This is a genomic window from Comamonas sp. GCA5 (assembly GCF_036541385.1).
Taxonomy (GTDB): Bacteria; Pseudomonadota; Gammaproteobacteria; order Burkholderiales; family Burkholderiaceae_C; genus Comamonas; species Comamonas aquatica.
The window spans coordinates 1-962 of the sequence record NZ_JAZHFR010000194.1 but is presented as its reverse complement, the minus strand read 5'-3'; the positions used below and the strand labels follow the sequence as shown (position 1 = coordinate 962).

Here is a 962-nt window from a genome sequence, read left to right as displayed (position 1 = left end):
GCCAGCCGGTCGGCCAGCCCGGCCAGGGCGGCATCGCCGTCCTCCGCAGCGCGGCCGCGCCGACCGCGCACGATCTCGCGGGCGTACTCGTCGTTGAGCGCCATCCAGTCGGTATCGGTCACGCGGCCCGCCTTGCGCCGCAGCGCCACGTGCAGGTGAGCGGCTGCGGCCATGCGTTCGGTGTTCGCCATCGGCATCCTCCTTGTGCGGGCGGCCCAGGCCGCCGGGTGGGTCAGGCGCCCACGTGTTCGCGGTGCTCGCTGATGTCCAGGCCCTGCTGCTCGGCCTGGGCATCCACGCGCACCCCCACCAGGCGGTCGGTCAGCCACATCAGCACGCAGGTGGCGGCAAAGCTGAACGCGGCCACCGCGACCACCGCCACGGACTGCGCCAGCAGGTTGCCGCTGGCCCCGGAAATCGTGCCGCTGACCAGCACCCCGGTCAGCAGCGAACCGACGATGCCGCCGATGCCGTGCACGCCGAATACATCGAGCGAGTCATCAGCCCCCAGCCAGCGCTTGAAACCCGTGGCCCCCCAGTAGCAGACCAGCCCGGCGATGGCGCCGATCAGCAGGCCTGCGCCCATGTCCACAAAGCCCGCCGCCGGGGTCACGGCCACCAGCCCGGCCACCAGGCCCGAACACAGGCCCAGCACCGACATGCGGCGGTGCAGCAGCCATTCGCCCAGCGCCCAGCCCAGGGCGCCACCCGCGGCCGCCAGGTGCGTGACCACCATGGCCAGGGCCGCGCGCCCATCGGCCGCCAGGGCCGAGCCGCCGTTGAAGCCGAACCAGCCCACCCACAGCAGGCAAGCACCCAGCATGGTCCAGCCCAGGTTGTAGGGCTGGAAGGCCTCGCGCCCATAGCCCGTGCGCTTGCCCAGGTAGCAGGCGCAGGCCAGGCCTGCCGCGCCGGCGTTCACGTGCACCACGGCGCCGCCGGCGAAGTCCAGCGCGCCATCG

The 962-nt window shown here is 73.3% G+C and carries 1 protein-coding gene and 1 pseudogene; both read right to left on the bottom strand.

The features are described 5' to 3' along the window. Window positions 1-197, bottom strand: a pseudogene (locus tag SJH88_RS19185) (hypothetical protein); the annotation flags it as partial. A gap of 35 nt (window positions 198-232) precedes the next feature. Beyond that, window positions 233-962: ammonium transporter (locus SJH88_RS19180; protein WP_420921767.1), on the bottom strand; the 730-nt coding region annotated here is incomplete at its 5' end.